Annotated in this window: 21 protein-coding genes; 10 read left to right on the top strand and 11 right to left on the bottom strand. The window is 62.9% G+C overall.

Features of this window, described 5'->3' with window-relative positions:
• Positions 1 to 68 precede the first annotated feature (68 nt).
• From ACQ4WP_RS09810 to ACQ4WP_RS09800, 3 genes are all read left to right on the top strand, one after another.
• Positions 69 to 260, top strand: a complete 192-nt coding sequence (locus ACQ4WP_RS09810; protein ID WP_092716721.1) for a YqaE/Pmp3 family membrane protein — start codon at positions 69 to 71, stop codon at positions 258 to 260.
• A gap of 65 nt (positions 261 to 325) precedes the next feature.
• On the top strand, positions 326 to 790 hold the full coding sequence (locus ACQ4WP_RS09805) for a carboxypeptidase regulatory-like domain-containing protein (RefSeq protein WP_436520068.1): 465 nt from the start codon (positions 326 to 328) through the stop codon (positions 788 to 790).
• Positions 790 to 1,107 carry a hypothetical protein gene (locus tag ACQ4WP_RS09800; RefSeq protein ID WP_436520066.1) on the top strand — a complete coding sequence of 106 codons (318 nt, stop codon included), beginning with the start codon at positions 790 to 792 and terminating at the stop codon, positions 1,105 to 1,107. Before ACQ4WP_RS09805 ends, ACQ4WP_RS09800 begins: the two co-directional genes overlap by 1 nt.
• Positions 1,108 to 1,113: 6 nt before the next feature.
• Here ACQ4WP_RS09800 and ACQ4WP_RS09795 read toward each other — a convergent pair whose 3' ends face one another.
• Positions 1,114 to 2,151, bottom strand: a complete 1,038-nt coding sequence (locus ACQ4WP_RS09795) for an oxidoreductase (RefSeq protein ID WP_436520064.1) — start codon at positions 2,149 to 2,151, stop codon at positions 1,114 to 1,116.
• A gap of 221 nt (positions 2,152 to 2,372) precedes the next feature.
• On the opposite strand from ACQ4WP_RS09795, the gene ACQ4WP_RS09790 reads away from it, so the two are divergent.
• Complete coding sequence (locus ACQ4WP_RS09790; protein WP_436520062.1) at positions 2,373 to 2,927, top strand: hypothetical protein; 555 nt, start codon at positions 2,373 to 2,375, stop codon at positions 2,925 to 2,927.
• A 67-nt stretch (positions 2,928 to 2,994) separates the two neighbouring features.
• On the opposite strand, the gene gatB is transcribed toward ACQ4WP_RS09790, so the two are convergent.
• From gatB to gatC, 3 genes are read right to left on the bottom strand one after another with little or no spacing between them, the layout of a single operon-like run.
• Positions 2,995 to 4,455, bottom strand: a complete 1,461-nt coding sequence (gene gatB / locus ACQ4WP_RS09785; protein WP_436520060.1) for an Asp-tRNA(Asn)/Glu-tRNA(Gln) amidotransferase subunit GatB — start codon at positions 4,453 to 4,455, stop codon at positions 2,995 to 2,997.
• Between the two features lie 52 nt (positions 4,456 to 4,507).
• Positions 4,508 to 5,992, bottom strand: coding sequence for an Asp-tRNA(Asn)/Glu-tRNA(Gln) amidotransferase subunit GatA (gatA, locus tag ACQ4WP_RS09780; RefSeq protein WP_436520058.1), 1,485 nt, complete (start codon positions 5,990 to 5,992; stop codon positions 4,508 to 4,510).
• A 52-nt stretch (positions 5,993 to 6,044) separates the two neighbouring features.
• Positions 6,045 to 6,347 (bottom strand): Asp-tRNA(Asn)/Glu-tRNA(Gln) amidotransferase subunit GatC, encoded by a 303-nt coding sequence (gene gatC / locus ACQ4WP_RS09775; RefSeq protein ID WP_436520056.1) that lies wholly within the window; start codon positions 6,345 to 6,347, stop codon positions 6,045 to 6,047.
• Positions 6,348 to 6,698: 351 nt separating this feature from the next.
• Here gatC and ACQ4WP_RS09770 point away from each other — a divergent pair, with 351 nt between their 5' ends.
• The 6 genes from ACQ4WP_RS09770 (at position 6,699) to ACQ4WP_RS09745 (ending at position 13,625) form a co-directional block, all read left to right on the top strand.
• Positions 6,699 to 7,742: a rod shape-determining protein gene (locus ACQ4WP_RS09770; RefSeq protein WP_010393186.1), complete on the top strand. Its 1,044-nt coding sequence runs from the start codon at positions 6,699 to 6,701 to the stop codon at positions 7,740 to 7,742.
• Positions 7,743 to 7,851: 109 nt separating this feature from the next.
• Positions 7,852 to 8,904, top strand: a complete 1,053-nt coding sequence (gene mreC / locus ACQ4WP_RS09765; protein WP_436520054.1) for a rod shape-determining protein MreC — start codon at positions 7,852 to 7,854, stop codon at positions 8,902 to 8,904.
• A complete protein-coding gene (gene mreD / locus ACQ4WP_RS09760) occupies positions 8,901 to 9,413 on the top strand; it encodes a rod shape-determining protein MreD (protein ID WP_035824494.1) in 513 nt (170 codons plus the stop codon). The genes mreC and mreD overlap by 4 nt, the downstream gene beginning before the upstream one ends.
• Positions 9,414 to 9,425: 12 nt before the next feature.
• Entirely contained in the window at positions 9,426 to 11,399 is a 1,974-nt protein-coding gene (mrdA, locus tag ACQ4WP_RS09755) for a penicillin-binding protein 2 (protein WP_436520052.1), read from the top strand.
• Between the two features lie 67 nt (positions 11,400 to 11,466).
• On the top strand, positions 11,467 to 12,582 hold the full coding sequence (rodA, locus tag ACQ4WP_RS09750) for a rod shape-determining protein RodA (protein WP_436520050.1): 1,116 nt from the start codon (positions 11,467 to 11,469) through the stop codon (positions 12,580 to 12,582).
• Positions 12,582 to 13,625, top strand: coding sequence for a septal ring lytic transglycosylase RlpA family protein (locus tag ACQ4WP_RS09745; RefSeq protein WP_436520048.1), 1,044 nt, complete (start codon positions 12,582 to 12,584; stop codon positions 13,623 to 13,625). Before rodA ends, ACQ4WP_RS09745 begins: the two co-directional genes overlap by 1 nt.
• A 130-nt stretch (positions 13,626 to 13,755) precedes the next feature.
• On the opposite strand, the gene ACQ4WP_RS09740 is transcribed toward ACQ4WP_RS09745, so the two are convergent.
• The 7 genes from ACQ4WP_RS09740 to argS are packed head-to-tail and all read right to left on the bottom strand — an operon-like array spanning position 13,756 to position 19,966.
• Positions 13,756 to 14,439 carry an SPOR domain-containing protein gene (locus ACQ4WP_RS09740; RefSeq protein WP_436520046.1) on the bottom strand — a complete coding sequence of 228 codons (684 nt, stop codon included), beginning with the start codon at positions 14,437 to 14,439 and terminating at the stop codon, positions 13,756 to 13,758.
• Positions 14,433 to 15,191 carry a type III pantothenate kinase gene (locus tag ACQ4WP_RS09735; protein ID WP_436520044.1) on the bottom strand — a complete coding sequence of 253 codons (759 nt, stop codon included), beginning with the start codon at positions 15,189 to 15,191 and terminating at the stop codon, positions 14,433 to 14,435. The genes ACQ4WP_RS09740 and ACQ4WP_RS09735 overlap by 7 nt, the downstream gene beginning before the upstream one ends.
• A gap of 4 nt (positions 15,192 to 15,195) precedes the next feature.
• A complete protein-coding gene (locus tag ACQ4WP_RS09730) occupies positions 15,196 to 15,990 on the bottom strand; it encodes a biotin--[acetyl-CoA-carboxylase] ligase (RefSeq protein ID WP_436520042.1) in 795 nt (264 codons plus the stop codon).
• A gap of 16 nt (positions 15,991 to 16,006) precedes the next feature.
• Positions 16,007 to 16,789, bottom strand: coding sequence for an SDR family oxidoreductase (locus tag ACQ4WP_RS09725; RefSeq protein WP_436520040.1), 783 nt, complete (start codon positions 16,787 to 16,789; stop codon positions 16,007 to 16,009).
• 37 nt (positions 16,790 to 16,826) lie between these two features.
• Complete coding sequence (locus ACQ4WP_RS09720; RefSeq protein WP_436520038.1) at positions 16,827 to 17,498, bottom strand: thiol:disulfide interchange protein DsbA/DsbL; 672 nt, start codon at positions 17,496 to 17,498, stop codon at positions 16,827 to 16,829.
• Positions 17,499 to 17,507: 9 nt separating this feature from the next.
• Complete coding sequence (locus ACQ4WP_RS09715; RefSeq protein ID WP_436520036.1) at positions 17,508 to 18,224, bottom strand: SPOR domain-containing protein; 717 nt, start codon at positions 18,222 to 18,224, stop codon at positions 17,508 to 17,510.
• Between the two features lie 20 nt (positions 18,225 to 18,244).
• Positions 18,245 to 19,966, bottom strand: a complete 1,722-nt coding sequence (gene argS, locus ACQ4WP_RS09710; RefSeq protein WP_436520034.1) for an arginine--tRNA ligase — start codon at positions 19,964 to 19,966, stop codon at positions 18,245 to 18,247.
• Positions 19,967 to 20,158: the final 192 nt, after the last annotated feature.

The following is a 20,158-nucleotide window of genomic DNA, read 5'->3' as shown; positions in this document are numbered from 1 at the left end:
ACTGAATTCACCGCCGGCGCATGCCGGCCCGGTCCCCGCGGCACAGGGGAATACTCAAGGAACGAACGATGCGCTTGCTGATTGCCCTGATACTCCCGTGGCTGACCTTTTTCACCATCGGCCGCCCCATTGCCGGCATCATTTGCCTGATCCTGCAAATCACCTTGATCGGCTGGCTGCCAGCGACGATCTGGGCCGTGTATGCGCTGAGCCAGTACAAGACGGACCAGAAGATCGCCGAGGCCATGCGCCGGCGCTGATGTGGGGCTAAGCCCTGTTTAAGCTGCGCTTCCTATCTTGATTCAACCGACCTGAGGAGAGTGAGATGGCACCAGACAGACGCGGTACCCTGGGCCTGGCGGCGGCAATGCTGGCCGCCGGGCTGTTGCTGGGAAGTGCTGCGCAGGCCCAAACCGACAGCGCACTGCCGCCCGTGCAGAAGAGCGGGGCGGTGGAGTACCTGAGCGGCGGCATCGGCCTCGATGAGTCGACTGCCATCAAGAGCGCCAGCCGGCAATGGCCCTTGAGTCTCGTGTTTTCCGTGCAGGCGGCGGGCAAGGCGGAATTTGCCTCCGACGTGAAGCTCGAGATACGCGACGCCAAGGGCGTGCTGGCGCTGGAAACGACGGCCAGCGGACCGTTCCTGCTGGCGAAACTGGCGCCGGGCAGTTATAGCCTGCGCGCCACGCTGGCCGGCAAGACGCTGGAACGCAAGGCGCAGGTCAAGGCGGGATCGTCCGCGCGGGTGGAGCTGGTCTGGCCGGCGGGAACGAACCAGGGCCGGCCTTGATGCAGGGCGGCGACGGCAAGGCGCCCGAACGGGGCTTGTCGGCGCATATCCTGCCCACGTCGGCAACGATGGTCGGCGTATGCATGACGGTGCTGTCGATCGGACACCTGGCGCCGCGCGGCGAAGTGCGCGTGGCCATCGACAAGCTGCTCGCCGTCGATGCCATTGTCTTTCTCGTCAGCGCCGTGCTCTCGTTCATGTCGCTGCGCCCCGGCCAGTCGCGCTTGCGCTACGAATGGTGGGGCGAGCTGCTGTTCATTTGCGGCCTGGCCCTGCTGGCGCTGGGTGCCGTGGTGCTGGCCTTTGTCATCAACTGACCTTGATCAACTGACCGCGAGCACGCGGCCTTCGGCGGCGCTTTGCAGTGCCAGTTCGATCAGGCGTATCGTCGCTGCCGCATCTTCGGCCGCCACGGGTGCCGGTGCGTCGTGGCGGATGGCGTCGGCCATGCCCTGGTAAAAGTCCTGGTAGCGGCCCGCCTGCATCTCCAGGTGTTCAACATGTCCGTCCGGCTGCGTGCCCAGGTGCAGCGCACCGCGCACGGGGTCCACGCCCCAGCCGGGCTGTCCCGGCCTGCCGCCTGCTTTCAATGCATCTTCCTGCGGGTCGAGGCCAAACTTCACGAAACTACCCTTGTCGCCATGCACGGCGAAGCGCGCCGTCGGCGCCTTTACCAGGCAGCCGGCCTGCAGCACCACGCGCAAGCGGTCGTAGTACAGAACAAGGTGGAAATAATCTACAGCCTGCGCGCCATCGCGCTGCAGGGCGATATCGGCAGACAGTTTTTGCGGCTGGCCGAACAGCTGCACGGCCTGGTCCAGCATGTGCGGACCCAGGTCGTACAACATACCGCCGCCGGGCGCGCCGGACTCGCGCCAGCGCTGGCGGATCTCGGGGCGGAAGCGGTCGAAATGTGATTCGACACTGGCGATGCGCCCCAGCGTGCCCTGTGCCAGCAGCGCTTTCAAGGTGAGGAAGTCGCCATCCCAGCGTCGGTTGTGATATATGCTGAGCACCAGCTTGCGCTCTTTGGCCAGGACGATCAGGGTCTGCGCCTCGGCGCTGGAAATGGTAAACGGCTTATCGACCACCACGTGCTTGCCCGCTTGCAGGGCCGCTTGCGCCAGGCTGAAATGCGCCTCATTGGGCGCGGCGATGACGACCAGCTCGATCGAGGCATCGGCAAACAGCTGCGCCGCTTCCGCATACACGGTCACTTGCGGCCAATCCTTGTGCACGAGGTCCGGCTTGCTGGAGGCGATGGCCGCCAGCTCCAGGGCAGCGATGGTGGACAGCACGGGAGCGTGGAAGGTGGAGCCGGCAAAGCCGTAGCCGACCAGGCCGGTTTTGATCTTGTTCATGGCGTGTTCACAGGTGCGTGGAAGAATCCATGATCATACCCGCAAGCGGGCGGCGGTTGCCTGACTTGCTCGACGCCATGATCTTGTTGTTAAATTGTTGCATTTGGGAAATTGTTATATAATTATTTTTAATTTCATCAGGAATACAGTTTGCTTTGTTTGGCACGCTGCCTGTTCATTCATCTATTTAAGCCTGGCTAAGCCTGGCCCTACTCTCCCCCATGACACTGAAAGCAGCAATCCTGTCGGCTACCTGTACCTTGCTTCTGGCCGGATGCATTAATACGGCGCCGCACCCCCAATATATCTTGCCGAATCCGGCGCAACCTTCGACGACGCTGGTCATCAAGCCTATTTTCACGGGATCGAGGAAAGTGGCTGTCGTGTGGCGTAACGAGGTCGATTTTGCCGCGGACGGAAAATGGGCTGCCCAGCGTAGTTTTACGCTGGCCAGTTTTAATAAGGATAACCAATCCAGGCCCGTCGTGACCAGGCTGCCGGCTGGCGTGTCGCATTTTTTCGTCAGTTATCCCTTGGATTCTTCTTACGAGTGTTCGATTTCCTTTGCTGCCAAGCTGCAGGAAGGGCACAAATACACTTTGCGGACGAATGACAAAGCAGGCGGTTTCTTCTCTCTGGGGGGCTGCGGTGTCAGCGTGCTTGACGACGATACGCAGGAAGCCTTGCCACTCATGGTGTGCCGGGACGTCGGCACGGTGTTCAGTTCCTTCTTCTGTCGCAAGCCCGCTGATGCGGCAGCAGCCGGTGCCCCGTAGAGACGAAAGCCTCCATGCGGTGCATAAAAAAAGGACGCCGCGGCGTCCTTTTTTTTCAAGCGGACGGTCAGCCCGCCAGCCTGGCTTTCAGCAGTTCCGTCAGCTGGGCCGGATTGGCCTTGCCTTTGGATGCCTTCATGGCTTGGCCGATCAGCGCGTTGATGGCTGCTTCCTTGCCGGCGCGGTACTGCTCCACCGATTTGGCGTTTGCCGCTAGCACTTCATCGACGATGGCTTCCAGGGCGCCAGAATCCGAGATCTGCTTCAGGCCCTTGGTATCGATGACGGTATCGACCAGGTGTTCGTCACTCGATTTGGCTTCCCACATGCCGGCGAAGACTTCCTTCGCCGCCTTGTTCGAGATCGTGCCGTCGGCGATACGCTTGAGCATGGCGGCCAGCTGCGCGGCGGAGACGGGCGCGTCGTCCAGGTCCACGCCTTCGCGGTTCAGGGTCGACGCCACGTCGCCCATCAGCCAGTTGGCGGCGGCCTTGGCATTTTCCTTGCCGGCCTTGTCGACCACGGCGACGAAATAGGTGGCCATGGCTTTCGATTGCGTCAGCACCAGCGCATCGTATTCCGGCAGCGCGTATTCGCTGATGAAACGCGCGCGCATGGCGGCCGGCAGTTCCGGCATCGAGGCCTTGACCGTGGCTATCCACTCTGGCGAGATGACCAGCGGCGGCAAGTCAGGGTCCGGGAAATAGCGGTAATCCTGGGCGTCTTCCTTGCTGCGCATTTCGCGCGTTTCCTTGCGGTCCGGATCATACAGGCGCGTTGCCTGCACGACCTTGCCGCCATCTTCGATCAGTTCGATCTGGCGGCGCACTTCGACGTGCACGGCTTCCTCGATGAAGCGGAAGGAGTTCAGGTTCTTGATCTCGCAGCGGGTGCCGAATTCCTTCTGGCCGACGGGGCGCACGGAGACGTTGACGTCGCAGCGGAACGAGCCTTCCTGCATGTTGCCGTCGCAAACGCCCAGCCACATGACCAGCGAGTGCAGGGCCTTGGCGTAGGCCACGGCTTCGGCGGCGCTGCGGATTTCCGGTTCCGAGACGATTTCCAGCAGCGGCGTGCCGGCGCGGTTCAAGTCGATGCCGCTCATGCCCGCATAGTCTTCATGCAGCGATTTACCGGCGTCTTCTTCCAGGTGGGCGCGCGTCAGGTTGACCGTCTTGGTGACGAATTCGCCATCCTTTTCATAGCCGAAGGTCAGCGCGCCGCCGATGACGACGGGGTCTTCGAACTGGCTGATCTGGTAGCCCTTGGGCGAATCGGGATAAAAATAGTTCTTGCGCGCGAAGACCGAGCGCGGCGCGACGGTGGCGCCCACGGCCAGGCCGAAGCGAATCGCGCGGTCGACGGCCTGCTTGTTCATCACCGGCAGCACGCCTGGCAGGGCCAGGTCGACAGGGCTGGCCTGTGTGTTGGCGTCGGCGCCGTACTTGATCGGCGAACCGCTGAAAATTTTGGATTCGGTCGTGAGCTGCACGTGGTTCTCAAGACCGATGACGACTTCCCATTGCATAGTGTTCTCGCTTTTTTTCTGGTGGCGCCGGCAAAGCGGCGCAAATATATATTTAGATGCCGGCAGGAGCGCGCGTATGCCAGTCCGTCACTTGCTGGAACTGGTGGGCCACGTTCAGCAGCTTGGCTTCGCCGAAGTAATTGCCGATGATTTGCAGGCCGACTGGGCGCTTGCCATTCTTGTCTCCCGCGCCGAAACCGCAAGGGATCGACATGCCGGGCAGGCCCGCCAGGCTGGTCGACAGGGTGTAGATGTCGGCCAGGTAGTTTGCGACCGGGTCGTCCGTCTTGTCGCCCAGGTCCCAGGCGACAGTCGGCGCGACGGGGCCCATGATGACGTCGCAGACGGCGTTCGGGCCATTCAGGACGGCGTCGAAATCCTGCGCGATCAGGCGGCGGATCTTTTGCGCCTTCAGGTAGTAGGCGTCGTAGTAGCCATGGCACAGCACATAGGTGCCGACCATGATGCGGCGCTGCACTTCCGGGCCGAAGCCCTGCGCGCGCGACTTCTTGTACATGTCCTGCAAGTCCTTGTACTCGGCCGCGCGGTGGCCGTAGCGCACGCCGTCGTAGCGCGACAGGTTCGACGACGCTTCGGCCGGCGCGATCATGTAGTAGGCGGGAATCGACAGGGCCGTGTTCGGCAGAGAGATGTCGACCAGGGTGGCGCCCAGTTTTTCATACTGCGCCAGCGCGCCGCGCACGGCCGCTTCCACGTCCTTGGCCAGGCCCTCGCCGAAATACTCGCGCGGCACGCCGATGCGCAAGCCTGTGAGAGGTTGATCCAGACTGCGCGAAAAATCTTCCGCCACGCCGCCTTGCTCCGGTGAGAGGCTGGTCGAGTCGCGTGCGTCGAAGCCTGCCATGGCGGTGAGCAGCAGGGCGCAGTCTTCGGCCGAGCGGGCCATCGGGCCGCCCTGGTCCAGCGACGAGGCAAAGGCGATCATGCCGAAGCGCGAGACGCGACCATAGGTTGGCTTGATGCCGGTGATGCCGCAAAAAGCGGCAGGCTGGCGGATCGAACCGCCCGTGTCGGTGCCGGTGGCCGCTGGCGTCAGGCCGGCTGCGACGGCGGCGGCCGAGCCGCCCGAGGAGCCGCCCGGCACGGCGTTCTTGTCCCACGGGTTCTGCACGGCGCCGAAGGCCGAGTTCTCGTTGCCGGAACCCATGGCGAATTCATCGCAATTGACCTTGCCCAGGGTGACCATGCCGGCCGCCTGGAATTTTTCCACCACGGTGGCGTCAAACGGGCTGGCGTAGTTGGCCAGCATTTTCGAGCCGGCCGTGGTGCGCCAGCCTTTCGTCACGAACAAGTCCTTGTGGGCGATCGGCACGCCCGTCAATGGCGTGGCTGTGCCGGCGGCGATGCGCGCATCGGCCTCGGCCGCTTGCGCCAGGGTCAGGGCACGGTCGACGTGCAGGAAGGCGTTCGAAGTGTCCGCTGCGATGCGGTCGAGGAAGTGCGTCGCCAGTGCAACGGCGGAAATTTCCTTGTTCTGCAAAAGCGTGGACAGCTGTTTGATGGATTTTGTATGCATGGCGTTTCTATTTTGATATTCGACGGGATGGCAAAAGCATGGAGCTGCGCAATTACTCGATCACTTTTGGCACCAGATAGAGTCCATCCTGGACTTTCGGCGCCACGGCCTGATAGGCGTCGCGGCGATTTTCTTCGGTGGCGATGTCTTCGCGCAAGCGCAGGGCGATATTGTCCATGTGGGCGGCCAGTGGGTGGCTCAGGGGGGCCACGCCATCGGTATTGACGGCTTGCATTTGTTCCGCCAGTGCAAAAATCTTGTTCAATTGGGCCAACGACGTGACGGCCTGATCGTCGGCCATTTCAAGTTGTGCCAGGTGGGCGATGCGTTTTACGTCGGAGAGTGTCAGGGACATGGCGAATGGCGCGGAGTGACGCGCATGAGTATTAAGTTGGCGTTTTGATAAAACGCGGGTATTTGCTGCCTTTTTGCTTACAAAAGCCGAGGAATGCCGCGTAAGTCGCGGCCGCAAGAGTCGCACTTTTCCATGGTTTTTGAGCAAATCGCATTCAAATTATAAGGTAGAATGGCGGGTTAATGCGTTGCCGGCGCTGATGGACCGCTGCCGCAGCATAGAAAAGATTGCGCAAGCGCCAAGTGACACCCGGGAAAATCGCCTTCATGGATTTTCAGGGGGCCTGAAAGCGCCCGCTTTGAAACTCCCCATAAACAGCTTTTGCGCAGCTCGATGCGCTACAGGACACTCATGTTTGGTTTTTTACGCAGGTATATCTCCACCGATCTGGCCATTGACTTGGGCACGGCCAACACCCTTATTTATGTGCGCGGCCTCGGTATCGTCCTGGACGAACCGTCCGTTGTCGCCATCCGCCAGGAAGGCGGTCCGAATGGCAAGAAGACCATTCAGGCAGTCGGCAAGGAAGCCAAGCAGATGCTGGGCAAGGTGCCGGGCAATATCGAAGCGATCCGTCCGATGAAAGATGGCGTGATCGCCGACTTCACCGTGACCGAGCAGATGCTCAAGCAATTCATCCGCATGGTGCACGACTCGAAATTCTTCCGTCCTTCGCCGCGCATCATCATTTGCGTGCCGTGCGGTTCGACCCAGGTCGAGCGCCGCGCGATCCGCGAATCGGCGCTGGGCGCCGGCGCTTCGCAGGTGTACCTGATCGAAGAACCGATGGCAGCGGCCATCGGCGCGGGCCTGCCCGTATCCGAAGCGACCGGCTCGATGGTGGTCGACATCGGCGGCGGCACCACGGAAGTGGGCATCATTTCGCTGGGCGGCATGGTCTACAAGGGTTCCGTGCGCGTGGGCGGCGACAAGTTCGATGAAGCCATCGTCAACTACATCCGCCGCAACTACGGCATGCTGATCGGCGAACAAACGGCCGAAGCCATCAAGAAGGCCATCGGTTCGGCTTTCCCTGGTTCGGAAGTGAAGGAAATGGAAGTCAAGGGCCGCAACCTGTCCGAAGGCATCCCACGTTCGTTCACCATTTCCAGCAACGAGATCCTCGAAGCGCTGACCGATCCGCTGAACAACATCGTCTCGGCCGTGAAGAACGCGCTGGAACAGACACCGCCGGAACTGGGCGCCGACATCGCCGAAAAAGGCATGATGCTGACGGGCGGCGGCGCACTGTTGCGCGACCTGGACCGCCTGCTGATGGAGGAAACCGGCCTGCCGGTGCTGGTGGCCGAGGACCCGCTCACCTGTGTGGTGCGCGGTTCCGGGATGGCTCTGGAGCGTATGGACAAGCTCGGCTCGATCTTCTCCTACGAATAATCTGACAGAAGGGCCGGAAACCAACTCCGGCCTTTTTTTGGTTTTGGCGCCGGCGTTCGACCGGGGCTTGCACGTTGGCGCACTGCGCCTGGCCTGATTATTGGAAGTCATGGAATACAGTCCTCCGCCACTTTTCAAACAAGGCGCCTCCGCCCGCGTCAAGATGATGGTGTTCGCCGGCATCTCTATCGCCCTGTTGCTGGTCGATTCGCGCATGCACGCCTTGACGGCCGTGCGCCAGGCAGTCGGCACGGTGCTGTATCCGGTGCAGATGGCGGCCCTGGTGCCGCGCGACGTGGCGCTTGGCGTCGGCAACTACTTTTCTTCGCTGTCCTCCCTGGAAAAACAGGTGCGCGAGCTGAAGCACGAACAAATCGCTTCGGCGCAGATCATGCAGCAGGCGCAGCTCAATATCGTTGAAAACAACCATTTGCGCAAATTGATGGAGGCGCGCGAAAGAGTTCCGGTCAAGACCATGATGGCTGAAGTCCTGTATGACACGCGCGATTCGGCCACGCGCAAGATCGTGCTGGACCGGGGCATCCAGAATGGCGTCGAATTGGGCCGTCCCGTGATCGACAACCTGGGCGTGGTGGGACAAGTCACGCGCGTGTTCCCGTTCACCTCGGAAGTGACCTTGCTGACCGATGAAGAACAGGCCATTCCCGTGCAGCTGCTGCGCAATGGCGTGCGCAGCGTGGCCATCGGCCGCGGCAAGTCCGGCACCATGGAGCTGCGCTTTACGGCCCCCACCGCCGACATCCAGATCGGCGACATCGTCATTACCTCGGGCCTCGACGGCCTGTATCCGGCCGGCCTGGCCGTGGCGCGCGTGACCCTGGTCGAGCGCAATGCGCACGGTCCATTTGGCCGCGTCGTGTGCCAGCCGCTGGCTGGCATCGAACGCAACACCCAACTGCTCATCTTGATGACGTCGCCGGAGATCCCACCGCGTCCGCCAGTCGAAGACGTCAAGACGGGCCGCAAGATCGCCGGCAAGATGGCACCCATCAAGGACCCGGCCGCTGCGGCAACCCCGCCCGCCACCACCACCCCGCCCGCCACCACCACCCCCGCGGCAAAACCGCCAGCCACGCCTGCCGCCGTGCCGAAACCGGCCGTGGTACCTGCCGCCGTGCCACCGAAGGAGGCGACACGATGAACCGCCCGCATTACATCCTGCTGCCGGTCAGCCCCCTGTTCATCGGTTTTTCCCTGCTGTGCGCTTTTCTGCTGAACCTGCTGCCATGGGGGCAGTTCGTCGGCGTGCCCGATTTCGTCGCCCTGGTGCTGGTCTTCTGGGGCATCCACCAGCCGCGCAAGGTCGGCATCGGCGTGGCGTTCTTCATGGGCTTGATGATGGACGTGCACGACTCGACCCTGCTGGGCGAGAATGCGCTGGCCTACACCTTGCTGTCCTACTTCGCCATCATGATGCACCGCCGCGTGCTGTGGTTCCCCATCCTGACGCAGGCGCTGCATGTGCTGCCGCTGCTGCTGCTGACGCAGGCGCTGCAATTGCTGACGCGCCTGATCGTCTCGGGTCGTTTCCCCGGCTGGCTCAATTTCATCGAGAGCTTCGTGGCCGTCGCCCTGTGGCCCTTCGTCACGTGGATCTTGCTGGCACCGCAGCGCCGCGCCGTGGACCGCGACCATAACCGGCCGATTTGACGGGCGCCTGTCATGACTGAACTTAAGAATACCGAGCGCGAACTGCATTTTTTCCGCATGCGCCTGACCATCCTGGGCGCGCTCGTCTTCGTCTGCTTTTCGCTGCTGCTGGCGCGCTTCATCTGGCTGCAGGTGATCAAGCACGAGGACTATGCGACCAAGGCCGAAGACAACCGCATCGCCGTGGTGCCCATCGTGCCCACGCGCGGCCTGATCCTCGACCGTAACGGCGTGGTATTGGCGCGCAATTACTCGGCCTACACGCTGGAAATCACGCCATCGAAATTGAGTGCCAGCCTCGATTCGGTGATCGACGAGCTGTCGACCCTGGTGCAGATCGACATCAAGGACCGCCGCCGCTTCAAGAAGCTGCTGGAAGACTCGAAGAATTTTGTCAGCGTGCCGCTGCGCACGCGCCTGACGGATGAAGAAGTGGCCCGCTTCACGGCGCAGCGTTTCCGCTTCCCCGGCGTGGAGGTGCAGGCGCGCTTGTTCCGCCAGTATCCGATGGGCGAGGTGGCGTCGCACGTGGTGGGTTTCATCGGCCGCATCAACCGCAATGAAGCCAAGGCGCTGGAAGAGGGCGAAGATGCAGCCAACTACAATGGCACCGACCATATCGGCAAGGAAGGCCTGGAAAAAAGCTACGAAAAGCAGCTGCATGGCACCACCGGCTACGAAGAAGTGGAAGTGTCGGCCGGCGGGCGCGCCATGCGTACCCTGTCGCGCACGGCAGCGACGCCTGGCAACAATCTGATCCTGTCGATTGACATCGAACTGCAAAAAGTGGTCGAGGAAGCGTTTGGCGAATGGCGCGGCGCGGCCGTGGCGATCGACCCGGCCACGGGCGACATCCTGGCCTACGTCTCCAAGCCCGGCTACGATCCGAACCTGTTCGTCGACGGCATCGACCAGCAAAGCTGGAATGAACTCAATACTTCGCTGGACCGGCCGATGGTCAACCGTCCCCTGTCCGGCACCTACGCGCCAGGTTCGACCTTCAAGCCCTTCATGGCGCTGGCCGCACTCGAATTGGGCAAGCGCACGCCGAGCCAGTCGATCTCCGATCCTGGCTTCTTCATCCTGGGTGGCCACACCTTCCGCGACGACAAGGTGGGTGGCCATGGCACGGTGGACATGCACAAGTCCATCGTCGTTTCGTGCAATACCTATTACTATCAGCTGGGCCGCGACATGGGCATCGATGCCATTCACGACTTCATGAAACCGTTCGGTTTCGGCCAGTTGACGGGCATCGACCTGAATAATGAAAAGACGGGCGTGCTGCCGTCGATGGAATGGAAGCGCAACCGCTTCAAGACGCCACAGCAGAAAAAATGGGTGGGCGGCGACACGATTTCGGTGAGTAACGGCTCCGGCTACAATTCCTATACGCCGCTGCAGATCGCCCACGCGACAGCCAACCTGGCCAATAACGGCGTAGTGATGAAACCGCATCTGGTGAAGATCATCGAAGACGCCGCCACGCGCGCGCGTACCCTGACGGTACCGAAGGAAAGCTACCGCATCGCGCTCAAGCAGGAAAACATCGACATCATCAAGCGCGCCATGGTGGGCGTGACCAGCGAACAGGGCGGCACGGCCGCGCGCATCTTTGCCGGCGTGCAGTACACGGTGGGCGGCAAGACGGGCACGGCGCAGGTGGTGGGCATCAAGAAAAACGAGAAGTACAACGCCAAGCTGTTGGCCGAACGCCTGCGCGACAATGCCTTGTTTACTGCCTTCGCACCGGCCGACAAGCCGCGCATCGCGATTGCCATCGTGGTGGAAAACGCGGGCTTCGGCGCCGGCGTGGCTGCGCCGATCGCGCGCAAGGCGCTCGACTACTACCTGCTGGGCAAGCGCCCGAGCGACAAGGAAAAAGACACTACCAAGGTGCCCAAGGAAGATGTCGACGAAGTGCGCACCCTGGAAGAAATCACTGACGAGCAGGCTGCCCCGGCGGCGCCTGCCAGACAACAATGAAACGTTTGTCATTACGAGAGGCGCTCGCTATGGCGGCGCGCCAGACCACAAGGCAATAAGGAAGCACATGCCCATTAACGAGAGGCGCTCGCTGTGGCGGCGCGCCAAACCCTATCTGGCGGTGTTCGATCCGCCGCTGATGATCATCATTCTGATGCTGCTGTGTACCAGCCTGCTGACCCTGTATTCGGCCAGCATCGGCATCCCCGGCAAGATCGAGGACCATTTGCGCAACATCCTGTTGTGCTTTTTCGTCATGTGGGTGGCGGCCAACGTCACGCCGCAGATGATGATGCGCATCGCCGTGCCCGTGTATACGGTATCGGTGATACTGCTGGTGGCCGTGGCGCTGTTCGGTACCATCAAGCTGGGCGCGCGGCGCTGGCTGCATATCGGCGTGATCGACATCCAGCCCTCCGAATTCCTGAAGATCGCCACGCCGCTGATGCTGGCCTGGTTCTTCCAGCATAATGCGGGCGCCCTGCGCTGGAAATCGTTCCTGATGGCGGCCGTGCTGTTGCTGGTGCCTGTCTACCTGATCGCGCGCCAGCCCGACCTGGGCACGGCATTGCTGGTGGTGGCGGCCGGCTTTACTGTCATCTTCCTGGCCGGCCTGTCGTGGAAGGTGCTGGCCGGCTTGCTGATCACCTTTGTTTCCTGCCTGCCGATCGCCTGGTCGCACCTGCATGATTACCAGCGCGACCGCGTGATGATGCTGATCGACCCGACCAAGGACCCGCTGGGCAAGGGCTTCCATATCATCCAGTCCATCATCGCCATCGGTTCCGGCGGCATGACGGGCAAGGGCTGGACGCACGGCACGCAGGCCCACCTGGAATTCGTTCCGGAGCGCACGACCGATTTTATTTTTGCCGTATATTCCGAGGAATTCGGCCTGGTGGGTAATTTGATCCTGATGCTGATGTATTTGCTGCTGGTGGGACGGGGGATGATGATCGCCGCCAACGCCCCCAGTTTTTTCACTCGCCTGCTGGCAGGAGCGATAACAATGATTTTCTTTACGTATGCGTTTGTCAACATGGGCATGGTCAGCGGCATTGTGCCAGTGGTCGGCGTTCCCCTGCCTTTCCTCAGCTATGGCGGCACCGCGCTGCTGACCCTGGGCGTGGCCACCGGTATCCTGATGAGCATCCAGCGTCATCGCAAGCTGGTGCAGACCTGATGCGCGCGCCTTTCGACACTCTCGCCATGCGCGGGTTGAGCCTGGCCGCTTTGCTGACCCTGGCCGCCTGCGGCACCACGCCGCACAAACCCGCATCGAATAACGTGCCGCTGCCGTCAGGCGGCAAGGTCAAGTCCCCCGTGCGCCAGGACCCCACCTTGCCGGCGCTGCCGGCGGCCGGCTCCGGGCGCGGCGGCTACTACAAGGATGACGGCCCGGGCGACAATCCACCAGCCAACCTGCGCGACGTGCCCGATGCGGAAGTGCGCAACGAGCCGTATTCGACGCGCTCGAACCGTCCTTACGTCGTGTTTGGCAAAACCTACACGCCGATCACCGATAATGAACCGTTCAAGCAGAAGGGCACGGGCACCTGGTATGGCAAGAAATTCCATGGACAGCGCACTTCGTCGGGTGAAATCTACGATATGTACAAGATGACGGCGGCCCATCCGACCTTGCCGATTCCGTCGTATGCGCGCGTGACGAGCATCGACAGTGGCGAGCAGGTGATCGTGCGCATCAATGACCGTGGTCCCTTCCACGCCACGCGCGTCATCGACGTGTCCTACACGGCGGCGCTGAAACTGGGATTCCTGGGCAAGGGCAGCCACCAGGTGGTGGTCGAACGGTTGCTGCCGGCCGATATCGATGCCATCCTGGCTGCTCGCGCGGCGCCCAAGCCGGTGCCTTCCGTGGTGGCTATCTCCATAGATACGCCGGTGGAAACGGGCGCCGTGGTGCAGCCGGAAGTGTCGACGCAGATGCTGCCCGTCGATGCGACGGTGGCCATGCCTGCACCGGCGGCGCTGGCCAGCGGCTTCTATTTGCAGCTGGGCGCCTATTCGCGCGCCGACAATGCGGAAACGGGGCGTTCGCGCCTGGCGCCATACGCGGCGGCCCTGGGGACGCTTGGGGTGGTGCAGGCCGGAAACCTGTTCCGCCTGTACGGCGGACCGTTCTCCAGCCGTGCCGACGCGGCACGCGCGGCAGCGAATTTACCTGAGTCGACGGGTATCAAGCCCATCGTCATCCAACGCTAGGCGCGCCTGACGGTGCAAAGCACCTGATAAAACCGTAGCGAGCGGCAGCGATTTGTGGCTAAGAAGCGCAGCTGTGCTGGAGCACAGCGAGCATCGCAGGCCGCAAAGCGCAGTAGGTTTAGTCAGGTGCTTATTTGCAGTTGCGCAGTTCCTGGTCCGGGAACTGCGTTTTGATTCTCTCCAGCTGCGTGCGCGTGGCGGCGTCGAGGTCGCGGAACTGGTAAGCGAGCTGCTTGCTGGCGCTGTAGCGCGGCGCGATGCGGGCGCTGTGCACGCCCTGCTTGTTGAGCGATGCCAGCTGGCTTTGCGCGCTGGTTTCCGACTTGAACACGCCCAGTGAAATGCCCCAGCGCAGTGGGCTGCCTTCATTCATGATGAAGTAATTCGTCACGCCCAGCTGCTTCAATTCACCGGCCTTGCGGTCGGCGCCTTCCTTGCTGCCCTGCGGCGGGATGTACACCATGTAGCTGGAAATCTCCTGGCCGGCCACGTTGCGGCGCGACTGCCGGTCGCCCAGGTCCAGCGCTGCCACTTGCGCCTCGAAGCGGCGCCCGTCAGCCAGCAGGAAATTACCCACTTCCGTGCAGGCATACGATGGCGGTGGCGCCGGTGCGGCCGCCGCCGTCGCGCCCTCTTCGGCGGCGGGCGCCGTGGCCTGCTCCTGCGTCAGCAAGGTGAGCTTGCCGGCCTGCAGCTGGTTTTTCAGGCGCGCCGGTTCGCGCGTCTCGGTGCGAAAACTGCCCAGATAACCCTGGCCGATGGCCAGCACCAGCAGGTTGACGCCGGCCAGCAGCCAGAAGACAAATTTCAGCATACGTGGTTTCCTTGTGTTCCTGCGGTCCCGGCGCGTGCGGCCGCCTGCAGGCCGAGCATGACGATATTGTCCACCAGATGCAGCGGTACCGCCAGTGCCAGGGCCGGTGCGATACGTGGCGCGGCGCCGCCTGACAATAAACAGGCGCTGGCGCCGTGCATGCGCACGGCCCGTTCGATGGCGCCCGCCTGCGCCGCCAGGCAGCCGGAGAGGATGGCGTCGTCCGTGTTGTCGGCAAAGCCGGCCGGTAGCATGGCGTCGCCGGCGATTTGCGGCAGCTGCGCCGTGTTGCGCGCCAGCGAGCTGGCCATCAGTCCGAGTCCCGGCAAGATCATCCCGCCGAGGAAAATGCCATCGGCCGTGATGGCGTCGATGGTGGTGGCGGTGCCGCAATTGGCGACGATGACCGCCTGGCCAGGCGCCAGTGCCCGCGCGCCGATGGCGGCGGCAAAACGGTCGCAGCCCAGTTGCGACGGCGTGCGGTAGCCGTTCGTCAGCCCGGCCAGCTGTGGCAGCGAGGCAAAGTCACGGGCAACGACCGGCAGCATGGCGCGCAGGTGCATGCCGATGACGCTGCCTGCCACGTTCGACAGCAGCGCTTCGCTGATGGAAAGTGCGGCCCACTGCGTGGCCAGCGTGTCGAGCTGCGCATGCGTGACGGCGCCGCTGGCCAGCCAGCCGCCGACGGCACTTTCGGTAGCCACGAGTGCCCATTTGATGCGCGTATTGCCGGCGTCGATCAGCAGTAGCATGTACTTACTCCCCGGTCAGGCGCAAGGACACGTCGCCCGACATGATTTCCTGCAGGCCGCCATCGGTGCGCAGCAGCAGGCGGCCCAGGTGATCCACGCCGGCGGCCACGCCTTGCTGCAGCAACTGCCCGTTGTCGAGGATTTTCACGTGTTGGTCCTGCCAGGCGTGCAGCAGGTTCCAGCGTTCGGCAAAGGGCGCGAAGCCCGTGTCGTCGAATTCTGCCAGCACGCCGGCCAGGCGGCTGAGCAGAGCCGCCACCAGCGTATTGCGTTCCATCTGCGCCAGCCAGGGCACGGCCGAGACGCTGCGGCCAATCTGCCGTTCCAGCGCATCGGGCATCAGCAGATTGATGCCGCAGCCGATCACGGCCCACACGCTGCCATCGGCTGCCTGCTGCGTCTCGACGAGGATGCCGGCCAGTTTATGGCCATCTTTGAGCAGGTCGTTCGGCCACTTCAAATGCACCGGCACGCCCAGCGCCGTCATGCTTTCAGCCAGCGCCACGCCGACGGCCAGCGGCAGGCCGACCAGCTGATGCAGCGGTCCCTTGAAGCGCCAGGCCAGTGAGAACATCAGGCTGGCGTCCGCCTGCGACACCCAGGGCCGCCCGGCACGTCCCCGTCCGGCCGTCTGCTGGCCGGCGATGCGCAGGGTGGGTCCGGTCAGGGTGGCGCAGCGCGCCAGCAGGTCGGCGTTGGTCGATCCCGTTTCGTCGACCACTTCAATGGCCACGTGGGCGGCGCCCGTGGCGCAATGGGCGGCGATGGCCGCGCTGTTCAGATCTGAGTGCTTCGTCATGGGGAGAGTAAGTTTTTTACTGGCTGTCGCCGGATGGCTTGCTGCGCGCCTTGTGCGGCGCGTTGGCGAAGGCCTGGTCGTAGACGGCATTGGGCAGTGCGCGCAGCAGCTTGGCAACGACGCCCATTTGCCACGGGATCACGCGGTAGCTGTCACCGTCGGCGATGGCGCGCGCGGCGCGCACGGCGAATTTTTCGGCTGGCATCAGGAAGGGCATGCGGTAGGCGTTGTGGCGCGTCATCGGCGTGTCGATGTAGCCGGGCGTGATGGTGACGACCTTGATGCCGGCCGGCTTGAGTTCCAGGCGCAGCGATTCGCAGTAGCTGATGACGGCGGCCTTCGAGGCGCCGTAGGCTTCGGCGCCGGGCAGGCCGCGGATGCCGGCCACGCTGCCGATGCCCACCAGGCGTCCGCTGCCGCGGGTTTTCATGGCGGCGATGAAGGGGGCGAAGGTGGCAACGGTGGCCGTGACATTGATGGCCATCAAACGCGCGAAGGCATCGAGGTCTTCCGCGTGTTCGGTCAAGGTACCGTACGACACGCCGGCGCTGGCGATGACGACGTCGATGCGCCCGGCGTAGCCGATGAAGTCTTGCGCCGCGCTTTTCAGGGCGTCGTGGTCGCACACATCGACGGCGTAGGCGCGGTGGCGTTCAGGGTGGGGCAGGGAGGCGATCAGTTGCTGCAGGGTCTCGCCGCGGCGCGCCAGCAAGCCCAGTTGGGCTCCCTGGCGCGCGTACTGCAGCGCCAGGGCGGCGCCCAGTCCGCTCGACGCGCCCGTGATGAAAACGCGTTGCATCAGGCGATGCCCGGGCGCGCCAGGGAAGTGGCCATGCTTATTTCTTTTCCGCTTTGGCTTTCGCGACCAGCACGTCCATCACGCTGAGCGCCTGGATGTTCAGCTGCTCTTCGTTCTTTGCCGACTTGCTGCCTTGATCGGCCTGCGAAGGCGAGGTGATGTAGCGGCCATCGATGGCGATCATGGGCCAGAACGTCACGTTGTAGCCCTGCATCATGGCGTCCGCGCGGCGCACGCGGGCCGAGATACCCATCGAACGATAAGTGTCGATGAATTTCTGGCGGTCCACGCCCTGTTTGGCGACGAAGTCGAATACGGCGTCGTCGGTGGCCAGGCGGTTGCGTTCCACGTGCATGGCGTGGAAGACGCTGGTGTGCAGCTTGTCGAGCAGGCCCATGGCTTGCAGGGTGAAGAACAGCCGCTGCTGCGGCGCCACGCTGTCATCGCGCGACACGTGCACGCGCTTGAAGACGATGTTGTCGCCCTGCTTCTTGACCCAGGCCGCCAGTTGCGGTTCGAGCACGTTGCAATGCGGGCAGTAATAGGCGAAAAATTCCGTCACTTCGATTTTCTTGCCCGATTCCGTCGCCTGCGGCGTGGCCAGGGTTTCGTATTCGACGCCGTTCTTCGGCTCGGCCGGCGAGGCCGACGCGCCCATGGCTGCAGTGCACAGGGCGGCGGCGAACAGGATTTTCTTCAGAAAACGCATGCTGGTTCCTTATTTTTGGTTGCGGACGACGGCGACATCGATGCCATTTTCAGACAGCTTGGTGCGCGCGCGGTTCATCGATTCGAGCTGGTTGAACGGTCCGATGCGCACGCGGTGCAGCACGCCGGCATCGGTGCTGCGGTCACTGATGGCCGCTTCGAAGCCCAGCAGCGCCAGTTTGCCGCGCGTGCTTTCGGCGTCCGACATGTCATGGAAGGCGCCAGCCTGCAGATAATAAATCCATTTGTCGCTGGCTGCATCGGCCTTGCTTTCGGCTTTCACGTCAGCCTTGGCTTGCGCTGCGGGCGCGGCCGCTGGCGTTTTCGGTGCCGGCTTGTCCTTCAATGTGCCGATCAATTCCTGCAGCGCGTCCGGCGGCGGTGCCTTCGGCTGCTGTGCGGTGGTGGGCGCCGGCGCAGCTGGCTGCGTCGGCGTGACGATCTCGCGTGGCTCCTTGGAGAAGTCGCGCGCCGCTTCCTTGGCCGCTTCCTTGTTGCCGTACATCGGCTTGTTCGGGTCAGCGATCTGCCCGGCCGTCGGTTCGGCCGATTTGCCGGCCTTGCCCGACTTGTCGGTGAAGGGCGAGGCGCCCTTGGTGATCACCAGGGCGACCACCACGGCGATGCCCAGGCCGATGACCAGGCCGATGATGATGCCGACCAGGGTATTGCCCTGCTGGCGCCGGGTCGAAGAGAAGCGGGAGGTGTAAGAGGAAGCGTGATTCATTGACGGTTTGACCTTCGCGATTACATTTTGTTTGGCGCGGACACGCCGATCAGTGCCAGGCCGTTGCGCAGTACCTGGCGCGCGGCGATGACGAGGGCCAGGCGGGCCATCTTGACGGCTTCGTCCTCGACCAGCACCTTTTCAGCGAAGTAGAAGCTGTGCAGGTTGGCGGCCAGGTCGCGCAGGTAGAAGGCAACTTGATGCGGTCCCAGTTCCGCTTGCGCGCGCGCCAGCATTTCCGGGTAGGCGGCCAGGGTCGCCAGCAAGGTCGCTTCGGTTGGTGCCGTTAACGGAGACAAATCGGGCGACAAGTCGACGTCGTTGAAAATGCTTTCATCGCCAGCCCAGTTTTCCAGGATGCGGCAGATGCGCGCATGCGCGTACTGCACGTAATACACCGGGTTTTCATCGGTGGTTTTCAGCGCCACGTCGACATCGAAGACGAATTCCGTATCGGCCTTGCGCGAGATCAGGAAGAAGCGCACGGCGTCGCGACCCTTGGCGATGTCGCCGCCGCCCGACCATTCGATCAGGTCGCGCACGGTCACGTAGGAGCCGGCGCGCTTCGAAATCTTGACTTCTTCGCCGTCCTTCATGACGGTGACCATCTTGTGCAGCACGTAGTCGGGGTAGCCTTGCGGGATACCCATGTCGACCGCCTGCAGGCCGGCGCGCACGCGCGCGATGGTGCCGTGGTGGTCGCTGCCCTGGATATTGATGGCCTGCACGAAGCCGCGCTGCCATTTCACCAGGTGATACGCCACGTCCGGCACGAAATACGTGTAGGTGCCGTCGGTCTTGCGCATGACGCGGTCCTTGTCGTCGCCGAAGTCGGTGGTGCGCAGCCACAGCGCGCCATCCTGCTCGTAAGTGTGGCCCGCCTTGACCAGCGTTTCGACCGCGCTATTGACCTTGCCATCCGCGTACAGCGAGGATTCGAGGTAGTAATTGTCGAACTTCACGCCGAAGGCCTGCAAGTCGATATCCTGCTCGTTGCGCAGGTAGGTGACGGCGAAGGGACGGATCGAATCGATGTCGTCGATGTTGCCATTGGCCGTGGCGGGCAAGCCATCGCTGGCCGAGACGGTCTTGCCGGCCTTGAAGTCGTTGGCGATATCGGCGATGTAGTCGCCGTTGTAGGCAGGTTCCGGCCATTCGGCGTCGCCCGGCTTGAAGCCGCGCGCGCGCGCCTGTACGGAATTGGCCAGGGTCTGGATCTGCACGCCCGCGTCGTTATAGTAGAACTCTCGCGTCACCTTGTAGCCTTGCGCGTCGAACAGCGAGGACAGGGCGTCGCCCAGGGCCGCCTGGCGGCCGTGGCCCACGTGCAGCGGGCCGGTCGGGTTGGCCGAGACGAATTCCAGGATGACCTGCTTGCCGGCGCCTGCCGTGCTGCGGCCATAGCTGTCGGCTTCGCTCAGGATGGTCTTCACCACGGCTTGCTTGGCGGCGGCGGAGACGCGCACGTTGATGAAGCCGGGGCCGGCGATTTCCACTGCCTCGATCAGGCCCTGGCCAGCCGGGTTGGCCAGCACGGCCGTGACGATGGTTTGCGCCAGTTCGCGGGGATTCTGTTTCAGCTGCTTGGCCAGTTGCATGGCGATGTTGCAGGCGACATCGCCATGCGATGCATCGCGTGGTCGCTCGAGCACCACGGATGGCGTCAGCGAAGTGCCGGCCAGGACGGGAGCGAGGGCGGCCTGGAACAGGGCGATGATTTCTTGTTTCTGTTGGGCGAGCATGAGCAGGATGGCGGTGGAACCGCGTTAAGAATGAATAGAATGAATCAAAAAGCAAAACGGACGGCCAGTACCCAAGCCGCCCAGACTGCGTCAATTATACTGGTTTGCCGACGGGAACAATACGCTTGCCGGCAAGGTCCCCGTGCCGGCGCATTTCACGATATTATCAGGACAACATGCCCATGTTGGTGC

It is taken from the genome of Janthinobacterium lyxosi (assembly GCF_051380665.1).
Taxonomy (GTDB): domain Bacteria; phylum Pseudomonadota; class Gammaproteobacteria; order Burkholderiales; family Burkholderiaceae_D; genus Janthinobacterium.
This window is presented reverse-complemented; position numbering and strand designations above follow the sequence as displayed.

What these genes read in the sequence shown, in the direction of transcription:
- argS (WP_436520034.1), bottom strand. Translation starts at nt 19,966, where the DNA reads ATGCTCGCCCAACAGAAACAAGAAATCATCGCCCTGTTCCAGGCCGCC.
- ACQ4WP_RS09770 (WP_010393186.1), top strand. Translation starts at nt 6,699, where the DNA reads ATGTTTGGTTTTTTACGCAGGTATATCTCCACCGATCTGGCCATTGAC.
- ACQ4WP_RS09730 (WP_436520042.1), bottom strand. Translation starts at nt 15,990, where the DNA reads ATGACGAAGCACTCAGATCTGAACAGCGCGGCCATCGCCGCCCATTGC.
- ACQ4WP_RS09715 (WP_436520036.1), bottom strand. Translation starts at nt 18,224, where the DNA reads ATGAATCACGCTTCCTCTTACACCTCCCGCTTCTCTTCGACCCGGCGC.
- ACQ4WP_RS09795 (WP_436520064.1), bottom strand. Translation starts at nt 2,151, where the DNA reads ATGAACAAGATCAAAACCGGCCTGGTCGGCTACGGCTTTGCCGGCTCC.
- ACQ4WP_RS09725 (WP_436520040.1), bottom strand. Translation starts at nt 16,789, where the DNA reads ATGCAACGCGTTTTCATCACGGGCGCGTCGAGCGGACTGGGCGCCGCC.
- ACQ4WP_RS09740 (WP_436520046.1), bottom strand. Translation starts at nt 14,439, where the DNA reads ATGCTGAAATTTGTCTTCTGGCTGCTGGCCGGCGTCAACCTGCTGGTG.
- ACQ4WP_RS09800 (WP_436520066.1), top strand. Translation starts at nt 790, where the DNA reads ATGCAGGGCGGCGACGGCAAGGCGCCCGAACGGGGCTTGTCGGCGCAT.
- mreC (WP_436520054.1), top strand. Translation starts at nt 7,852, where the DNA reads ATGGAATACAGTCCTCCGCCACTTTTCAAACAAGGCGCCTCCGCCCGC.
- mreD (WP_035824494.1), top strand. Translation starts at nt 8,901, where the DNA reads ATGAACCGCCCGCATTACATCCTGCTGCCGGTCAGCCCCCTGTTCATC.
- gatC (WP_436520056.1), bottom strand. Translation starts at nt 6,347, where the DNA reads ATGTCCCTGACACTCTCCGACGTAAAACGCATCGCCCACCTGGCACAA.
- gatA (WP_436520058.1), bottom strand. Translation starts at nt 5,992, where the DNA reads ATGCATACAAAATCCATCAAACAGCTGTCCACGCTTTTGCAGAACAAG.
- mrdA (WP_436520052.1), top strand. Translation starts at nt 9,426, where the DNA reads ATGACTGAACTTAAGAATACCGAGCGCGAACTGCATTTTTTCCGCATG.
- rodA (WP_436520050.1), top strand. Translation starts at nt 11,467, where the DNA reads ATGCCCATTAACGAGAGGCGCTCGCTGTGGCGGCGCGCCAAACCCTAT.
- ACQ4WP_RS09745 (WP_436520048.1), top strand. Translation starts at nt 12,582, where the DNA reads ATGCGCGCGCCTTTCGACACTCTCGCCATGCGCGGGTTGAGCCTGGCC.
- ACQ4WP_RS09790 (WP_436520062.1), top strand. Translation starts at nt 2,373, where the DNA reads ATGACACTGAAAGCAGCAATCCTGTCGGCTACCTGTACCTTGCTTCTG.
- gatB (WP_436520060.1), bottom strand. Translation starts at nt 4,455, where the DNA reads ATGCAATGGGAAGTCGTCATCGGTCTTGAGAACCACGTGCAGCTCACG.
- ACQ4WP_RS09805 (WP_436520068.1), top strand. Translation starts at nt 326, where the DNA reads ATGGCACCAGACAGACGCGGTACCCTGGGCCTGGCGGCGGCAATGCTG.
- ACQ4WP_RS09720 (WP_436520038.1), bottom strand. Translation starts at nt 17,498, where the DNA reads ATGCGTTTTCTGAAGAAAATCCTGTTCGCCGCCGCCCTGTGCACTGCA.
- ACQ4WP_RS09735 (WP_436520044.1), bottom strand. Translation starts at nt 15,191, where the DNA reads ATGCTACTGCTGATCGACGCCGGCAATACGCGCATCAAATGGGCACTC.
- ACQ4WP_RS09810 (WP_092716721.1), top strand. Translation starts at nt 69, where the DNA reads ATGCGCTTGCTGATTGCCCTGATACTCCCGTGGCTGACCTTTTTCACC.